Source organism: Halomonas profundus (genome assembly GCF_020865425.1).
GTDB classification, from domain to species: Bacteria; Pseudomonadota; Gammaproteobacteria; order Pseudomonadales; family Halomonadaceae; genus Vreelandella; species Vreelandella titanicae.
Genome location: NZ_CP086344.1, coordinates 4873827 through 4889363, shown reverse-complemented (window position 1 = coordinate 4889363; position 15537 = coordinate 4873827). Strand labels below are relative to the sequence as shown.

At 55.6% G+C, this 15537-nt stretch carries 14 protein-coding genes; 12 read left to right on the top strand and 2 right to left on the bottom strand.

Annotated elements, in window-relative coordinates:
• The first annotated feature begins 18 nt into the window (after positions 1-18).
• A complete protein-coding gene (locus LMS44_RS22210) occupies positions 19-840 on the top strand; it encodes a flagellin N-terminal helical domain-containing protein (protein WP_009286169.1) in 822 nt (273 codons plus the stop codon).
• Between the two features lie 24 nt (positions 841-864).
• Here the strand turns inward: LMS44_RS22210 and LMS44_RS22205 are convergent, their stop codons facing one another.
• Positions 865-2418 carry a BCCT family transporter gene (locus LMS44_RS22205; RefSeq protein WP_009286168.1) on the bottom strand — a complete coding sequence of 518 codons (1554 nt, stop codon included), beginning with the start codon at positions 2416-2418 and terminating at the stop codon, positions 865-867.
• A 370-nt stretch (positions 2419-2788) separates the two neighbouring features.
• Between LMS44_RS22205 and LMS44_RS22200 the strand changes: the two genes are divergently transcribed.
• The 4 genes from LMS44_RS22200 to LMS44_RS22185 are packed head-to-tail and all read left to right on the top strand — an operon-like array spanning position 2789 to position 5482.
• Positions 2789-2959, top strand: a complete 171-nt coding sequence (locus tag LMS44_RS22200) for a hypothetical protein (protein ID WP_258955971.1) — start codon at positions 2789-2791, stop codon at positions 2957-2959.
• Between the two features lie 30 nt (positions 2960-2989).
• The gene (locus tag LMS44_RS22195) at positions 2990-3892 is read left to right on the top strand and encodes an ABC transporter substrate-binding protein (RefSeq protein WP_258955970.1); all 903 of its coding nucleotides are present in this window, start codon (positions 2990-2992) and stop codon (positions 3890-3892) included.
• 2 nt (positions 3893-3894) lie between these two features.
• On the top strand, positions 3895-4677 hold the full coding sequence (locus LMS44_RS22190) for an ABC transporter ATP-binding protein (RefSeq protein ID WP_039857608.1): 783 nt from the start codon (positions 3895-3897) through the stop codon (positions 4675-4677).
• 34 nt (positions 4678-4711) lie between these two features.
• Complete coding sequence (locus tag LMS44_RS22185; RefSeq protein WP_085947143.1) at positions 4712-5482, top strand: ABC transporter permease; 771 nt, start codon at positions 4712-4714, stop codon at positions 5480-5482.
• A gap of 14 nt (positions 5483-5496) precedes the next feature.
• On the opposite strand, the gene LMS44_RS22180 is transcribed toward LMS44_RS22185, so the two are convergent.
• Positions 5497-6267 carry a DUF481 domain-containing protein gene (locus tag LMS44_RS22180; RefSeq protein ID WP_009286167.1) on the bottom strand — a complete coding sequence of 257 codons (771 nt, stop codon included), beginning with the start codon at positions 6265-6267 and terminating at the stop codon, positions 5497-5499.
• Positions 6268-6368: 101 nt separating this feature from the next.
• Between LMS44_RS22180 and LMS44_RS22175 the strand changes: the two genes are divergently transcribed.
• The 7 genes from LMS44_RS22175 to urtB all read left to right on the top strand — a co-directional run bounded on the left by LMS44_RS22175 (position 6369) and on the right by urtB (position 15534).
• Positions 6369-8096 (top strand): ATP-binding protein, encoded by a 1728-nt coding sequence (locus LMS44_RS22175; protein ID WP_089691176.1) that lies wholly within the window; start codon positions 6369-6371, stop codon positions 8094-8096.
• Between the two features lie 24 nt (positions 8097-8120).
• The gene (locus LMS44_RS22170; RefSeq protein WP_089691174.1) at positions 8121-8852 is read left to right on the top strand and encodes a response regulator; all 732 of its coding nucleotides are present in this window, start codon (positions 8121-8123) and stop codon (positions 8850-8852) included.
• Between the two features lie 188 nt (positions 8853-9040).
• The gene (locus LMS44_RS22165) at positions 9041-10042 is read left to right on the top strand and encodes a Bug family tripartite tricarboxylate transporter substrate binding protein (RefSeq protein WP_051430621.1); all 1002 of its coding nucleotides are present in this window, start codon (positions 9041-9043) and stop codon (positions 10040-10042) included.
• On the top strand, positions 10042-10494 hold the full coding sequence (locus LMS44_RS22160) for a tripartite tricarboxylate transporter TctB family protein (protein WP_027957904.1): 453 nt from the start codon (positions 10042-10044) through the stop codon (positions 10492-10494). The genes LMS44_RS22165 and LMS44_RS22160 overlap by 1 nt, the downstream gene beginning before the upstream one ends.
• On the top strand, positions 10494-12020 hold the full coding sequence (locus LMS44_RS22155) for a tripartite tricarboxylate transporter permease (RefSeq protein ID WP_027957903.1): 1527 nt from the start codon (positions 10494-10496) through the stop codon (positions 12018-12020). The genes LMS44_RS22160 and LMS44_RS22155 overlap by 1 nt, the downstream gene beginning before the upstream one ends.
• Before the next feature lie 433 nt (positions 12021-12453).
• Positions 12454-13815 (top strand): urea ABC transporter substrate-binding protein, encoded by a 1362-nt coding sequence (gene urtA, locus LMS44_RS22150; RefSeq protein ID WP_027957902.1) that lies wholly within the window; start codon positions 12454-12456, stop codon positions 13813-13815.
• 105 nt (positions 13816-13920) lie between these two features.
• Positions 13921-15534 (top strand): urea ABC transporter permease subunit UrtB, encoded by a 1614-nt coding sequence (gene urtB, locus LMS44_RS22145; RefSeq protein ID WP_089691172.1) that lies wholly within the window; start codon positions 13921-13923, stop codon positions 15532-15534.
• The last annotated feature ends 3 nt before the right edge of the window (positions 15535-15537 follow it).

Here is a 15537-nt window from a genome sequence, read left to right as displayed (position 1 = left end):
CTTCCCTGGAGGCGTGCGTTGCTCAGCCTAAATACCAATGTGATGTCGCTAACCGTGCAGAACAATCTGCGCGGCAGTCAGCAGGCCATGCAGACCGCCATGCAGCGCCTCTCTTCTGGGCTGCGCATCAATAGTGCCAAGGATGACCCTGCCGGCCAGGCGATTGCCAATCGTATGACGGCGCAAATCAAAGGCATGACCCAGGCGATCCGCAACACCAATGATGGCATATCAATGGTGCAGACGGCGGAAGGCTCGCTTAATCAGATTAACGACAACCTGCAGCGCATCCGTGAGCTGAGTGTACAAGCAGCTAACGGCACCAACTCTTCCGACGACCTGGATTCTATCCAAGACGAAATTGATCAACGTTTAGAAGAGATTGAGCGCATCGCCGGGAAAAGTAACTTCAATGGCATTGGGCTTTTGAACGACACTAAATCACTGAACATTCAAGTGGGTGCTAACGTTGGCGATACTATTGCCGTTCGTTTTGAAGCCATGAATTTACAGGGGTTGGGTCTTGATGGTTTGGACGTGACTGAGGATTTCAGTGGGACGGATAAACCGATAGATAGAGTGGATGAGGCGATCAAGCGGTTAGATCGCCAACGTAGCTATTTGGGGGCGGTGCAAAACCGTTTTGAAAGCGTAATTGATGGCCTCAATAACAGTATTGTTAACACCTCCGCTGCCCAGTCGCGTATTCAGGATGCCGATTATGCTAAGGAAGTCTCCAACCTTGTGCGCGCCCAGATCCTGCAGCAGGCAGGCATTGCTATGTTGGTTCAGGCCAACCAGCAGCCGCAGATGATTCTGCGCCTGCTGGAAGGGCTATAAGGTAAGCACTGTAGCGCAGCTCTCTTAATCAATAATGCCCTGTTCACGGGCCATGGCGTAGGCTGCCTGTGGGCCATTCCAGAGTGACGGCAGCAGTATCAACGAGACCGGAATCGCGGTGATAACAATGAACTGCTGCAGCGCGCCAATCTGGCCTGCGCCCATATACAGCAGTACCGCTGCCATCAACGCCATGGCGATCCCCCAAAACGCCCGCATGACCGGGCTGGGGTTATCGTGCCCCGCCCCCACTACCGCAATGGCGTAGCTCATTGAGTCGCCGGTGGTCGCAACGAAAATGGTGGTCAGAAGCAGGATCGCTAGTGCCATCCAGGTACCGCCGGGCAGTGCTTGGGCAATGGTTAAGGTGGCTACATCAAACTGGAAGTTGTTCAGCGCCTCGGTTAAATCAATCACCCCGGTGAGTTGATAATAAATGCCTGAGCCGCCCAGCAGGGTAAACCACACGGTGGTGGCAATCGGTGCCAGGATTGCTACCGCGATGATCATTTCGCGGATGCTGCGACCGCGGGAAATACGCGCCACAAAAATCGCCATCAGCGGCGCATAGCCAATAAACCAGGCAAAGAAGAATACTGTCCACCACTGCATCCACCACGCCGGAGCGGTCTCTGCGGTCATGGTCGCCATGGTAAAGAATTCGCTGACATACGCGCCCATGCCTGAAACGTAGCTATTGACCAAAAACAGTGTGGGGCCAAAAACAATAATGACCGCGCCAATGGCTAGCGCCAGTAGCACGTTAAAGCGGCTAAGTAGTTGAATGCCTTTGTGTACGCCGCTCATGGAAGAGAGCACGTAGATGCTGCCGAGTACGGCTAGAATGATCAACTGGCCGGGATAACCTTCCGGTAAGCCAAACAGCTCGTGCAGGCCGAAGCTGACCTGGGTGGCCAAAAAACCAATTGGACCCACAGTGCCCGCAACCAAAGCAATTACGCAGCAGGCATCGACGATGCTGCCCAGCGGGCCGCGCATTAGTCGCTCACCCAGTACGGGGTAGAGCAGGGTGCGGGGCTGAAGCGGCTGGCCTTTCACGTAGTGCGCATGGGCAAGCACCACGGCGGTTAGCGACCCCAGTACCGCCCAAGCCATAAAGCCCCAGTGCATGAAGGACTGCCCCAAGGCGCCGGAAACGGCGTCAGCGGTGCCTGCTTCGCTATCAAACGCGGGAGGCGTTACCACAAAGTGGTATACCGGCTCACCGGCGGCAAAGAATACGCCACCGCCTGCCAGCAGCGTACACAGAATGATCGAGAGCCACTTAAACGTGCTCATTTCTGGTGCATCTAAATTGCCGATTTTAGCTTTAGAGGCTGGGGTTATGGCCAAACCGATGGCGATAAAGAACGTCAGCAGGAGCAGCAGTTGAAAGTAACTGCCCAGCACTAGCGCGGTCCAGGCGAAGCCAGCGCTGATGCTGTCAGCTACCAGAGTTACGTCGTAAAGCGACAGTGCGAGAAAGGCAACGATAAAGCCGATACTTAATATCAATACAATAGGGTCGCCGAGCGAAAACCGCTGAGAACCCTCAGAATTGGGGCTGGGGTGGGTCATGTTAAATACCTTATGGGGAGAGCGAGAAACTGAAATAGCAGCCTATTAAAGCGTGCCGTTAAGCGGTGTAACGCCACATGAGCGTTCAGAAGTTGGTGATTGAAGCAGGCGAAATTACAGGTAAAAAAAAGCGCCATTCAAGGAATGGCGCAAGACAGGAAACTGAGCTTAGTATATCGCCAATTTAGACCAACGTCTAATATGTTTTAACTTGGTGCGTTGCTCAGGTGCAAATGCACCATTTTGGCCATATAGCGGAGGGCGGCGGCACTTAACTGTCTACCTAATAGCATGAAAATTAAATAAAAAATCAATAATGGCAGTATTGCTGCAATGCTAAAGCATATTTTGTATACAAGGTATGCTCACGATGATGACCTCCACTTCTAAACGCCGTTTTTCTACTTCAACACTAGGTTTTCCCACTGCAACACCAGGTTTTTCTACGGCGCGCCTGCTCACCGGCTGCGCGGCAGCGCTGATGTTAATACCGGCTATCAGTTACGCCGACGATACCCAAATACGTTTTCAGCTGGATTGACGCTTTGAAGGCCCCTCCGCGCCGTTTTTGATGGCTGAAGAGAAAGGCTACTTCGCCGACGAAGGGTTGGACGTTCAGATTGATTCCGGCAGCGGCTCGGCGGGTGCGATTAATCGCGTGGCGTCCGGGGCCTATGAAATGGGCTTTGGCGATCTTAATGCGCTGGTCGAGTTTCTCGCCGAAAACCCCGATGGCCCCGGTATCCAAGGCGTCTATATCGTCTACGACGGCACCCCCGCGGCGGTGTTTGCCCGCAAAGACCGCGGCATCGAGAGCCCGGCTGATTTAGCCGGTAAAACCATCGCCGCCCCCACCTTCGATACCGGCTACCGCGCCTGGGGCGTGTTTGCCGCGGCTAATAATCTGGACGCCGACGCGGTGGAGTGGCAAAACGTCGACCCTACGCTGCGCGAAACGCTGATAACCCGGGGCGATGTGGATGCAATCACTGGCTTCTACTTCACCAGCCTGCTCAATCTTGAAGAGCGGGGAATGAGCGAAGACGAGCTGACTATTATGCCGTTCCCAGACTACGGCGTGCCCCTGTACGGCAACGCCATTATCGCTAGTGAATCCTTCGCCGAAGAAAATCCGGAAGCCGTGCAGGGCTTTCTGCGCGCCTTCAACCGCGCCCTGGGCGACACTATTGCCGATCCCGAGGCTGCCATTGAGTATGTTAAAAACCGCGATGGCCTGATCGATGTGGAAATGGAGACTAGGCGCTTAAAACTCGCTCTGGATGGCGTCGTCGACACTCCTGAAGTGCGCGAAAATGGCGTGGGCGGAGTGGATGACGAGCGCCTGGCTCAGGCGATTCAACTGGTTGCCGATGCTTACGACCTCACGTCAATTCCTTCGCCCGATCAGGTGTTTAGTTCAAACTACTTACCTGCCCAGGAAGAACGCATGCTGTTTCCGGCCGAGGGCGAATAAGCATGTCGGCAGCGTTCGTCACCTTTGATGATGTTAGCCTGGCCTACGATGCGGCGGGTAATGCCATTGAAGACATCAACCTGAGTATTCACGAAGGCGAGTTCGTCGCTTTCGTGGGCCCCTCCGGCTGCGGTAAATCGACCTTTATGAAGCTCTGCACCGGTCTGCATGCGCCTACCACCGGTGCCGTACGAGTGGATGGAGAACCGGTCACCGGGCCGCTGAAGATCTCCGGCATGGCATTTCAGAACGCCAACCTGCTGCCCTGGCGCACCACACTGGATAACGTCCTACTGCCGTTGGAGATCGTTAAACCCTACCGCCATCAGTTTCGTAAACGGCGCGAAGAGTTTGTCGGCTGGGCTCGCAAGCTGCTCAAGACCGTTGGGCTTGAAGGCTACGAAGAGCAGTATCCGTGGCAGCTTTCCGGTGGTATGCAGCAGCGGGCATCGATCTGCCGGGCGTTGATTCACCAGCCGCGCCTGCTAATGCTGGATGAACCCTTCGGTGCACTGGATGCGTTTACCCGCGAGGAGCTGTGGTGCGTGCTGCGCGACCTGTGGGAAGCGCAGCGCTTTACGGTAGTGCTGGTGACCCACGATCTGCGCGAGGCGGCGTTTCTGGCCGATACCGTCTACATCATGAGCCGCCGCCCCGGACGGGTGATTGAGCGCCGTGAAATAGAGTTGCCGCGACCCCGTGCACTGGAAACCACTTACCGAAAACCCTTTATTGATCTGGTTCAGGAGCTGCGTGCTCAAATTGGCGAAGTGCGCAGCACTTAATAAAAGCCCCCAGCACCTGATGAAAGGCGCACTTATGACGAAAAATAATCAGTTAATTGAACGACTGGCGCCGTGGATAGCGGTGGTCGCGTTGGTTGTTATCTGGGAAGTAACGGTGCGGGTGTTTGATGTGCCCAGCTTTATCTTCCCCAGTGCCTTGGAGACGGCCCAGGCGCTGGTAACTTATTCCGGGCCTATCGCCATGCACTCCTGGCAAACCTTCTGGACAACGCTGATTGGCTTTGGATTGGGTGTGGCCGTGGGGCTGGTGTTGGGCTTTATTATCGGCTCGTCACGCTTTCTATATAACGCTTGCTACCCACTGTTAGTCGGCTTTAATGCCATTCCCAAAGTGGCTTTCGTGCCCATCCTGGTTGTCTGGTTTGGGATTGGCTCGGTGCCGGCGATACTCACCGCCTTTTTAATCTGCTTCTTCCCTATTGTGGTGAACGTAGCTACCGGTTTAGCCACGCTGGAGCCTGAGATGGAAGACGTACTGCGAGTGCTGGGCGCGCGGCGTATTGATGTGTTGCTGAAAGTGGGCCTGCCACGCTCGCTGCCGTATTTCTTTGCCTCGCTAAAAGTCGCTATTACTCTGGCGTTTGTAGGCACAGTAGTGTCAGAAACGGTCGCCTCCAATCAGGGCATTGGCTATCTGATGATGAGCGCCGGTTCGCAAATGCGCATGGGGCTGGTCTTTGCCGGACTGCTGGTGATCAGCGCCATGGCCATGGTGATGTACGAGCTATTTGCCCAACTGGAAAAACGCATGACCGGCTGGGCGCACCGTGGTCAGAATCGCTAGGGCCAGTGCGCAACTCACCAGCGGTAAAGCAGTGAAGCGCTGGTGGTATTGTCGGTGCGCTCGCTGGTGTCGTCAGGCGGTTGGGAGTTGTGCTTGATTTCATGAGATAAGCGCAGCGACAGCTTTGAATTGAGCCTTGCCGTGAGCGCTGTAAGCGACCGCGACGTGGTATTTTGGTCGGTGTACTCAAACGACATTTCCTGCTGAATATCGGCGTAGTCAGAAAAAAACCATTGATAATCCAACGCTGTATAAGCCACTGCTAACCGATAATCGCCATGTTCGCGTAGTCGGTCATGACGATAGCCTGGCCCTGCCTCCAGCGAAAAAACATGGGTATCGTTCTCTAAAATCTGACGCCCATAGCCACCGATGGCAGAAAGCTGCTGGTCGTAACCGGCAAAGCGATCCTTCTCCCAGCGGGCAAACCCAAACAGATAGTGGGGGCCATCCAGTTCATAGCGTTCGCGTCCTGCGACTAAGTACTGCTCGGCGCTGGTTTTGTCATCCTTGGTGACGTTACGCACTTCACCACGCAGCGAGTAGGTGAAGTTACCGGTAAGCCACGTCAGCAGCGTTTTACCGATCAGCGTCTGGCTATCGGTATTGCCCGAGAGGCGGGTAAAGCCCAGTTCAGCATCGCCACTGAACACGGGCGCATCTTCCTGGGGAGGCGGTGGAGCGTAGAACGGGTTGGCATATGCCACGGTTAGCCATAGCGGCCAGCAGGCCAGCAAGAGTATCCATCTAACGATCGCCACTACATCCCTCCTTGATTTCGGCATTGGGCCATTATATCAGCGAACGATGACTCTGGGGTGACGGCGATTAACGCCGTTGGCTGGCGCGTGCCATAATGGCGCGGTCACGCATTTCGAGTCTACCTATGAGCGCTTCCCGCCCCCGAACGTTAGCCGACCTGCAGCGCTGGCGCCGCACTCGCGCAAGGCGCAGCTGGTATAAACGCAGTTTTCGCCTTCAGGTAATGCTGTTAGTCGGACTACTGTTGGCAGGCATGCTACTGGCGCAGGGCACCTACCTCAATCACCGCAAGGCAGAAATTATTAGCCAGCAGATGGGCGAGCGAGCGCTGGCGGTGGCCAAAACGGTGGCGTCGATGCCGCAAATTATCAACGCCTTTTCAATTCCCGACCCCTCTTTCATTATTCAGCCCCTCGCAGAGCGCGTTCGCCATGAAACGGGCGCGCGCTATGTCGTTGTAGGCAACGCCCAAAGTATTCGCTATTCCCACCCCGTGCCGGAGCGGATTGGGAAACCAATGGTGGGGGGCGATAATGATCAGGCGCTGATTCATGGCCAATACTATGTATCCGAGGCAACCGGGTCATTGGGCACTGCCATTCGTGGCAAAGCGCCCATTTGGGATGAAGAGGGCAATATCATTGGCCTGGTGTCCGTCGGCTTTATGATGGATCGCGTGGCCATGGACGTAGCCCGCTACAACAGCTTTGGCTGGGCGCTGGTGGCGCTGATGATTTGTCTCGGCTTTGCCGGTGCTTACTGGCTATCGCAGCATCTTAAAAAGGTCATTTTAGGCCTGGAACCCTACGAGATTGCCCGCTTGGCTATGGAGAAAGAGGCCATTTTGCAGTCGATCCACGAGGGTATTCTGGCGGTTAATCGTGAAGGTCATATTACCTTGGTCAACCAGCAGGCGCGGCGCTTTCTCAACCTGGACGATGAGCATGTGCTGCTGGGGCAGCCCATCCGCGAGGTCGTGCCCAATTCGCGGCTATTGGAGGTGCTCCGACGCGGAGAGCAGGAGTTCGACCAGGAGATGTGGCTGGGCGATCACCCGGTGGTGGTCAACCGCGTGCCGATTCTGCACGAAGGCGAGATTGAGGGGGCGGTGGCCACTTTCCGCAGCCGTCGCGAAATTGTCGATCTTTCCCACGCGCTTACCCAGGCCAGCCGTGATGTGGATATGCTGCGTGCCCAGGCCCACGAGTTTTCCAATAAGCTCTATACCATCTCAGGATTACTGCAGTTAGAACGCATCGAGGAAGCTCTCGCGCTGATCCATCAAGAAACCGAACGCGCCCAGGCGCAGATGAGCTTTTTAATGCGCAACGTGGCCGACGCCGTGCTTAGCGGTACGCTACTGGGTAAACTTACCCGGGCGCGGGAGCTGGGCGTAGCGTTGGAAGTCGATGAGCAAAGCTCGCTCTCCTGCCCGCTAACGCCCACCGGCCAAGAAGTGATGATGAGCGTGGTGGGTAACTTGCTGGACAACGCCTGCCATGCAGCGCTGAATGGGCCGAGTAAAGCGCCCAAAGTACGCCTGTTTTTCACCGATTTGGGGGAGCAGCTGTTGATCGAAGTGGAGGACAACGGGCCCGGAGTACCTGCCCAGCTCGCCGAATCGATTTTCCAGGAAGGCTTTTCGACCAAAACGGGCAAACACCAGGGCATTGGCCTGGCGCTGGTAGCCAGGCTCTGCCGCCAGCACGGCGGCGCCGTGACTCTGGAAGAGAGTGAACTAGGCGGGGCGTGCTTTATCGCGGTGCTCGATCGCTCGCTCTGCGCGCAGCCAGACCAGCAGCAGTCTCAACAGCGCTCTCAACAACAATTCCAAAAGTACCAAAAACAGTGACCACGACAGCTAGGGAGGCAGGCAATGTCTGATGGGCAGTACGGTATTTTGGTCGTTGAAGACGATTTTCGCATTGCCGATATTCACAGGGCCTTTATTGAACAGAGCGATGGCTTTTATGTGGTGGGCATGGCGCGCAATGGCAGTGAGGCCAAAGCCATCATGGCCGAGCAGGCCGCTAGCATCCATTTGATTTTGCTCGATGCCTACCTGCCTGATGTTGAAGGGCTGGAGCTGCTATGGGCGATTCGCCGCGACTATGTGCATGTGGATATCGTCATGGTCACCGCCGCACGAGAAGTGGAAACTATCAGCGAGGCGCTGCGTGGCGGGGTGTTTGACTACCTTATTAAGCCCATTGAAGCCACACGCATGACCCAAATGCTGACCCGCTTTCGTCGCGAGCGTGAAGCCTTGGCCAACCGTGCCGAGATGAATCAGGATGAACTGGACTCCGTGCTGGCGCGCCTGAAGCCCGGCGAGCCGTTGCGTGCTAAAAGCCAAACCCTGCCTAAAGGTATTGATCGGCTGACGCTGCGCCGGGTGATTGATGCCCTGGCCGACGCACCCGACTCACTCACCGCCATGCAGATGGCACGCATCATGGGTGCCAGTCGCTCAACCGCCCGCCGTTATTTAGAGTTTTTAGTTGCCGAGCAGGCGGTGAGTGCTGAGCTGGGCTATGGTGATGTAGGGCGGCCTGAGCGCCGCTATCGGCTGTTGGAGGCAGCACACGAGTGGCTGGCTTCTCTATAAGCGCATGCTATAAGTAAGTCGGCGTGAACAAAATGAACAAAATGCCCATAAAGAACATTTTGTCTTTTATGCGCACAAGCTTGTCGGTCAGGGGCGTGGTCTTCTAACGTTCGCGGCGTGCAGTCTCACAATAAGAAGCTTTAAACAACAAACTCATCACACAACAAAACTGATACGTGGAGAACGCCATGATTCTCAAGCCTGCCTTTAAATATATAACCCTGCTGGCCCTTCCACTAGCGGCTGTTACAGCCTTCTCTAGCACTGCCGCTGCCTTCGAACCGGAGGGTAAGGTGGAATGTATCGCTCCGTCCGATCCCGGCGGCGGCTGGGACTTTACCTGCCGCAGTGTGGGTAATGTCATGCAGGAGCTTGATCTAGTACCGGCGAATGTACAAACCATCAATATGGCTGGCGCTGGTGGCGGTGTGGCGTTTGCTCATACTATAAGCAAGCGCGCCGGTGACGACCATCTGCTGGTAGCGGCGTCCACGGCTACTACGACTCGTCTGGCTCAAGGACAATTCCCTGGGCTGACCGCCGATCAGGTCAATTGGATCGGTGCTCTAGGTGCGGATTACGGGATTATCGCCGTAGCCGCTGATTCCGAGATCGATGACCTGAATGAATTGATGGACTCACTTAAGGAAGACCCGCGTAGTGTCAAGTTCGCCGGCGGTAGCGCTAAGGGCGGTTGGGATCATCTTAAAGTGTTGATTGCTGCTCAGGCAGCCGATGTCGAGAATCTTCCGCGCATTGCCTACCTTTCGTACAACAATGGTGGTGAAGCGTTAACCCAAGTGATCGGCGGGCACGTAGACGCCTTTACCGGTGATATCACCGAAGCCCAAGGGTTTATGGAGTCTGGCGACTTGCGCGTCCTAGCGGTACTCTCCGAAGAGCGCCTACCGGGAGACCTGTCTGATATCCCCACCGCACGCGAGCAAGGCATCGACGCCCTTGGCCCCAACTGGCGCGGCTTTTATATGCCTGCGGATGTCTCCGAAGAAGCTAAAGCGTATTGGACCGATGCCATGGACACTATTTACCAGAGTGAAGAGTGGCAGAATGTCATGGCTCAAAACGGTTTGATGCCTTTCCACATGACCGCTGGTGAGTTTGAAGAGTTTGTACTCAACCAGATCAGTGACATTGAACAGCTCTCTAAAGATATTGGATTGATTCAGTAATGACTTTCAATGACCGCATCTTTGGGGTCTTGATGATCGTCCTGGCCGTTGCGTACGGCTGGGCCGCGACTCAGTTCCCGGAGCCGTTTGGTGGGGCCGAAGCCGTCGGCCCTGACACTTTTCCGAAATTGCTGGCCGTGGTGCTGGCAATTTCCAGCCTTTATTTGATTGTACGCCCTGATCCCGACAACGCCTGGCCTTGGAGCCGTACGGGTGTCGAGCTAATCATCGCCGTGGTGGTGCTGATCTTTTACGCCATGCTGCTTCAGCCGCTGGGCTTCATTATTAGCACTACGCTTGCCGTGGGAACGCTTTGCTGGCGCATGGGGGCTCGGCCGTTCAATGCTTACATGACCGGGGCAGTCTCGGCAGTAGTCGTGTACTTTCTGTTTAGTTTTGCACTTGATCTCGCCTTACCGCTGGGTCTGTTGTCATTCCTGGAGGTGAACTGATGGAAACTCTAGGTTACCTAATGGATGGTTTTGGCGTTGCTCTGCAACCCCATAACCTGATGTTCGCCTTGCTAGGTGCTTTTCTTGGCACGTTGATCGGCGCTTTGCCGGGGTTAGGCCCTGCCAATGGCGTGGCCATTCTGATACCGCTGGCATTTAGTTTAGGGCTCGCTCCAGAAACGGCTCTGATTATGCTGACGTCAGTGTATGCGGGTGCCATGTACGGTGGGCGTATCTCATCGATTCTGTTAAATATTCCCGGCGATGAACCGGCCATGATGACCTGTCTTGATGGTTATCCTATGGCCCAGAAGGGCAAGGCTTCCGAGGCGCTGGCGATCTCTGCGGTGGCCTCTTTTATCGGTAGTCTTATCGCCACTATTGGTTTGATCTTGCTGGCACCATTGTTGGCTAACTTTGCTTTAACGTTCGGCCCTGCGGAATATTTTGCGCTCTTCCTGCTGGCGTTCGCTACCTTAGGCGGTATTACCGGTAAAAACCCCATCAAAACAGTGGTTGCCGCCTGTATTGGTCTAATGATCGCCACGGTGGGTATCGACAATACCGGTGTGCAGCGCTACACCTTTGGGGTGCTCGAACTTTTTGAAGGCGTGGACTTCATCATTGCTATCGTCGGTCTGTTTGCCATTTCCGAGCTGCTCTTCTTCATCGAAGAGCGTGCAGGCGGTGGTAAAGAGAAGATGAAGGTCAACAAACTTTCGCTCTCCTGGAAAGATATCCGCGAAATTCTTCCCACCAGTTTTCGCGGTGGGGTGCTAGGGTTTGTCGCCGGGGTGCTGCCTGGTGCTGGTGCTTCGTTGGGTAGCTTCATCAGCTATACCCTTGAAAAACGTGTGTTGGGTAAGAAAGGCTATTTTGGACAAGGCGACCCGCGTGGTGTGGCTGCTCCAGAATCTGGCAACAACGCTGCTTCGAGCGGTGCTCTGGTTCCCATGCTAACCCTAGGTGTGCCGGGTAGTGGTACTACTGCAGTACTCTTAGCGTTGTTGATTTCGCTCAATATTACCCCTGGGCCGCTGATGTTCACCCAGAATGCCGACATCGTCTGGGGCGTGATCGCAGCACTATTGATCGGTAACTTTTTGCTGCTGATCCTTAATATTCCGTTGGTGGGCATCTTCGTCAAGCTGCTGTCCGTGCCGCCGATGTACTTGCTGCCGATCGTCACGATGATTGCCTTCGTGGGTATCTACTCGATCAGTAACACCATCTTTGACCTCTACTTTATGGTGGCCTTTGGGGTGGGTGGTTATGTCCTGCGCAAGCTTGAGATTCCGCTGGTGCCAGTGATTCTTGGCTTGTTGTTGGGGCCAGAGATGGAGAAGAATCTGCGCCATGCCATGGATATCTCCGATGGCGACTGGATGATTCTTTGGGATAGCGGTCTGGCTATCGGCCTTTGGGTTTTTGCTGGATTGGGCTTGATCCTGCCTTATATTGTGGGCCCTCTGCTGCGTCGTGGTATGAAGGCAACCCCCAATTCAGGTTCGCCTGAAAGCGATTAAATACTTAAAGAAGTAATGTTGAGCAACGGGGCGCCGACGAAAGTCGGCGCTCTTTTTTTATTTCCGTTTTTGACGGGTAACAAAGAGTGGTTCTGTAACTGATAAGTAATCACTGGGTTGCTGTTATGTATTTTAAAAGCCCGCGTATCTAATTGGTGCACCGAATCTTATTGGTGCATTGGCAGGGTGCTTTAGCTGCTTTTCTGCGCTTTATTTTGGTGCATATTGAGAAAGTCGAGATTTTCTGATGATTATTAAGTGGCTGATTAGATAGCTATAAGACAACTTTGTGCCAATCTGGCGCACCCCTTGCAAGAGCTGTTGGCTAGTAGACGTATTGGGGGGAGCTAACACAACCACCCCAAGTGCGAAGCCAATCATCAAGCCCCGGTCATAACAAACCCCAGTCATAAGGGGCGCAAGGAGATTAACAATGCACACTCTCAAACGCTCGACACACCCTCGCCCATACCTTTCAAGTGGCCGTTTCGCGACCGCTTTACTCACCACTGCCATCATGGGGGTCAGCACCCAGGCTATCGCCCAGGACGACGACCCGATCAAAGTTGGTATCCTGCACTCCCTCTCCGGCACCATGGCGATTAGTGAAACTGTCCTCAAAGACACCGTCGAAATGCTTATCGAGCAGCAGAACGAAGCCGGTGGTTTGCTGGGCCGTCAGTTAGAGGCCGTGGTGGTTGACCCGGCGTCTAACTGGCCGCTGTTTGCCGAACGCGCCCGGGAGCTGCTGGATCAGGAAGAAGTGGACGTGATTTTTGGCAACTGGACGTCGGTTTCGCGTAAATCCGTACTGCCCGTCGTAGAGGAGCTCAACGGGCTGCTGTTCTACCCGGTGCAGTATGAAGGCGAAGAGTCTTCTGAAAACGTCTTCTACACCGGCGCAGCGCCTAACCAGCAGGCGATTCCTGCGGTTGAATACCTTATCAACGAAGTCGGTATCGAGCGCTTTGCGCTAGTGGGTACCGACTATGTCTACCCGCGCACTACCAACCGTATCCTCGAGGCCTTCCTCAAGGATGAACACGGCATCGCGGATGAGGACATCATGGTCAACTACACGCCGTTCGGTCACTCCGATTGGCAAAACATCGTGGCGGAAATACGTCGATTCGGTGAAGAGGGTAAACCGACCGCCGTAATCTCGACGGTTAACGGCGACGCTAACGTGCCGTTCTATACCGAGCTCTCCAACCAGGGTATCGACGCTGCGGATATTCCGGTCATCGCCTTCTCCGTGGGCGAGCAGGAGCTCACCGGTATTGATACCGGGCCGCTGGTAGGCCACTTGGCTGCCTGGAACTACTTCATGAGCGTCGATAACGACGACAACTACGACTTTATCGATGCCTGGATCGAATACACCGGCGACGATATGGCGGTGACCAACGACCCGATGGAAGCACACTACATTGGCTTCAATATGTGGGCCGAAGCGGTTCGCAAAGCGGGCACCACGGATGTCGATACGGTGAAAGACGCCATTATCGGTGTAACCGTACCTAACCTCTCCGGCGGTTATGCGGCGATGATGCCCAACCACCACATCACCAAGCCGGTGTTGATCGGTGAGATTCAGGACAACGGCCAGTTCGATATCGTTTGGCAGACGCCCTCTACCGTGGCGGGCGACGCCTGGTCTGACTACTTGCCTGGCTCCCGTGACCTGATTGCCGATTGGCGCAAGCCGATGGAGTGCGGCAACTTCAACGTCGTGAACGGCTCGTGCGGTGGCAGCACCGCAGCAGAAGAAGCCGAAGCGGCGCTCGCTGAGTAAAAGCTCCTGTAGTGAGTAATACTGATCCCTCGTCCCTAGGCTGAAGCCCAAGTGGCGAGGGAGCACGCTAACTCCCCCTCTTTAGATAACCAAAGGAAGAACCCCATGAGGCGTTTCCTTTCCTTAGGGCTGCTGTGCCTACTGTTGTTAAGCATCACAGTGACCGCCCAAGCACAAACGAGCTCCACGAATACTGCCGACGATGCGGCCGCGCTCGAACTGTTGGAGGCGCTGGACGTTGAGTCTTACGCCGCCAAAGGCGAAGCTATCACCGCGATTTTGCAAAGCGACGACGAACGCGCCCGAGACTGGTTGCAGGCCTTGCTGGATGGCCGCTTGCAGCGCACCGAAGACGGCCGGTTCGTGCTGGTGCTAGAGAACCGCGGCCGCGACTGGCCGGTGGCCGATGTCCTAACCGGCGAAGCGCTGGGCGAGATGTCCCGTCGTGATCTGGAGCGTATCGGCATCAACAACAACCTGCGTAATCAGTTGCGCAGTGCCATCGCGGTAGTTGACCTTTACTCGCCTAATGTGGAGCGCCGCCGCACCTCGGCCGAGCGCCTGTTAGGGGAAGTAGATGGTGAGCTGGTGCCCACTCTCGACGACTTGATCGAACAGGAAGAGGACGAGCAGGTGCGTTACCGGCTGACCCAGGCCGTGGCGATCTACCGCGCCGAAGCGGGCGAAATGGCTGGGGTCGAAGCGCTGGACGGCAGCCTACACCCCCGTTCCCGCGTGGCATTGAGCCGGGCAGCCAATAGCGATGATCCCGTCGTCGCCAATGCCGCTGCCGCTTCTCTGGCGGGCATTGAGCAGCAACTCAAAATCAATCGTGGTCTGGAAACGCTCTATTTCGGCTTGAGCCTCGGCTCAGTGCTGGTGCTAGCTGCCATTGGTCTGGCGATCACCTTCGGGGTCATGGGCGTGATCAACATGGCCCACGGCGAGCTGATGATGCTGGGCGCCTACACCACCTGGGCGATGCAGCAACTGCTGCCCGGCCAGCCTGGGCTGGCGTTGATTCTATCGATTCCCGCGGGCTTTATGGTCGCTGCTCTGGCGGGTGTGGCGATCGAGCGCGGTGTTATCCAGTTCCTCAAAGGCCGTCCGCTGGAGACGCTGCTGGCGACCTTTGGTATCAGCCTGATTCTGCAGCAGCTGGTGCGCACGGTGATTTCACCGCTTAACCGTACCGTCATCACCCCCGAGTGGATGAGTGGTTCGCTAGTGGTGAATGATGCGTTGTCATTAACGCTTAACCGCATGTACGTGCTCGGCTTTGCGCTGGTGGTGTTTGCCGGGCTGATGCTGATTATGCGTCGCACGCGGCTGGGGCTTGAGGTGCGTGCGGTGACCCAAAATCGCGCCATGGCTCGCTCTATGGGCATTCGCGCAACTCGTGTGGATATCATGACCTTCGCGCTGGGTTCCGGCGTAGCCGGGCTTGCCGGAGTTGCGCTCTCCCAGCTCACCAACGTCGGCCCCAACCTGGGGCAGAACTACATCATCGACTCCTTCATGGTGGTGGTGTTCGGCGGCGTGGGTAACCTGTGGGGCACGCTGGTGGCCGGGCTATCGCTGGGGGTCATTAACCAGGTGCTGGAACCCTGGGCAGGCGCGGTGTTGGCCAAAATTATCGTGTTGGTCTTTATTATCCTATTCATTCAGAAACGCCCGCGTGGACTCTTCCCGCAGAAGGGCCGGGCTGCGGAGGGCTAAACG

Coding starts and splice junctions, on each gene's coding strand:
- LMS44_RS22200 (WP_258955971.1), top strand. CDS start 2,789: ATGATGACCTCCACTTCTAAACGCCGTTTTTCTACTTCAACACTAGGT.
- LMS44_RS22175 (WP_089691176.1), top strand. CDS start 6,369: ATGAGCGCTTCCCGCCCCCGAACGTTAGCCGACCTGCAGCGCTGGCGC.
- LMS44_RS22160 (WP_027957904.1), top strand. CDS start 10,042: ATGACTTTCAATGACCGCATCTTTGGGGTCTTGATGATCGTCCTGGCC.
- urtA (WP_027957902.1), top strand. CDS start 12,454: ATGCACACTCTCAAACGCTCGACACACCCTCGCCCATACCTTTCAAGT.
- LMS44_RS22205 (WP_009286168.1), bottom strand. CDS start 2,418: ATGACCCACCCCAGCCCCAATTCTGAGGGTTCTCAGCGGTTTTCGCTC.
- LMS44_RS22170 (WP_089691174.1), top strand. CDS start 8,121: ATGTCTGATGGGCAGTACGGTATTTTGGTCGTTGAAGACGATTTTCGC.
- LMS44_RS22195 (WP_258955970.1), top strand. CDS start 2,990: ATGGCTGAAGAGAAAGGCTACTTCGCCGACGAAGGGTTGGACGTTCAG.
- LMS44_RS22185 (WP_085947143.1), top strand. CDS start 4,712: ATGACGAAAAATAATCAGTTAATTGAACGACTGGCGCCGTGGATAGCG.
- LMS44_RS22190 (WP_039857608.1), top strand. CDS start 3,895: ATGTCGGCAGCGTTCGTCACCTTTGATGATGTTAGCCTGGCCTACGAT.
- urtB (WP_089691172.1), top strand. CDS start 13,921: ATGAGGCGTTTCCTTTCCTTAGGGCTGCTGTGCCTACTGTTGTTAAGC.
- LMS44_RS22165 (WP_051430621.1), top strand. CDS start 9,041: ATGATTCTCAAGCCTGCCTTTAAATATATAACCCTGCTGGCCCTTCCA.
- LMS44_RS22155 (WP_027957903.1), top strand. CDS start 10,494: ATGGAAACTCTAGGTTACCTAATGGATGGTTTTGGCGTTGCTCTGCAA.
- LMS44_RS22180 (WP_009286167.1), bottom strand. CDS start 6,267: ATGCCGAAATCAAGGAGGGATGTAGTGGCGATCGTTAGATGGATACTC.